The following is a 1,254-nucleotide window of genomic DNA, read 5'->3' on the forward strand; positions in this document are numbered from 1 at the left end:
TGCTTTATGCACATGTTTGAAAAGGCAGGCTGGCTTGATAAGATTCACTTTGATAATCTTATCAAGCCAGCCTGCCTTTTCAAACATGTGCATAAAGCAGACCCCAATTGTTCCTGCTCCTTTCCATTTGTTCATCACCGACGCAACATCATCTGCAGAAATCGGCATATTTGGCATGGCCAGCCCTCCCATGATGACAAGGACGGCAGGATTTTTCGGCAGGTATGCCTCTGATGCCTGAAAACCGACATCCGGCTTCATTGTCAGCTTGTGGGCTTTTTCCTCTCCGGTGTAGGGCACAAAAATACAGGTCAGGGAAAGTGATCGGATGGCAAAGCAGAGTAATTCCACAAATGGTGTGCAGGTACCAGGCACCCCGTAGAAAACAATCTCTGATCCTGCGGGAAGTGACCATTTTTCAATATATTCTTTAAAGGGTCTCAGGATACCCGGAACCCCCTGATATGTTGTTTGTCCCATAACACTACCTCATCTCTGCAGATTCTTACAGAGATATTCTATGTATATAGTGTCAGAGTTATTCTAATATATTTCTCAGCGTATGAGTAATATTATACACCTGAAGCAACCAGAACCAGGAAAAAAACCTCGAACTGATTTATAAGCGAAAAATCAAACAATCTTACGAATATGAAAAACCGGATATCGAATGTGATGGTCGGCGCTCCCGGCCTGTATACCTATGGAGCGATGCGAATAGGAGGAATAATTCGAGATGCCGGATTTCATCCACACATAACCCGCGATATTTCACAATTGCACGGGGATCAGGTTTTCATGAGCCTGTACAGTACACTTCATCTGCTGGACCCGGCGATAAAAGAGGTTGTAAAGCGTATTCAGCAGAAAGGGGGAGAGTGCATCATCGGCGGTCCGGTCTCTTCAGGGCCGGAGATGGTCCTTGGAGAACTGCATCCAGACCTTGTTGTCTGCGGTGAAGGGGAAGAGGCTGTCAGATGCATTCTTCATAGGGCAGACCGAGTTGATTGTCCGAACTGTGCGTACATTGAAGATGGTCGGATCATAAAAACCGAGCAGAAACGGAATCAGGATCTCTCCTTCCCGCTCCCCCTCATTCCGGATGACATCGGAGCCCAGGATATCAGGGGTGCCCAGACATACATTGAAACCCACCGGGGATGTTTTGGCCGGTGCGGGTTCTGTCAGGTACCACGGGTGTTTGGCAGACGGATACGAAGCAGGGAACTTGATGAGATCCTGAAGGAAGTCAGG

Annotated in this window: 1 protein-coding gene and 1 pseudogene; one reads left to right on the forward strand and one right to left on the reverse strand. The window is 47.6% G+C overall.

Annotated features, from left to right (window positions below; translation table 11 throughout):
- Nucleotides 1–480 (reverse strand): DUF2124 family protein (locus PLA23_RS13550; RefSeq protein WP_324475561.1); only part of this gene is annotated, 480 nt, incomplete at its 3' end.
- 195 nt (nt 481–675) lie between these two features.
- Here PLA23_RS13550 and PLA23_RS13555 point away from each other — a divergent pair.
- Nucleotides 676–1,254, forward strand: a pseudogene (locus PLA23_RS13555) (methyl-coenzyme M reductase glutamine C-methyltransferase); the annotation flags it as partial.

The organism is Methanospirillum sp. (assembly GCF_035406105.1).
Lineage (GTDB): Archaea > Halobacteriota > Methanomicrobia > Methanomicrobiales > Methanospirillaceae > Methanospirillum.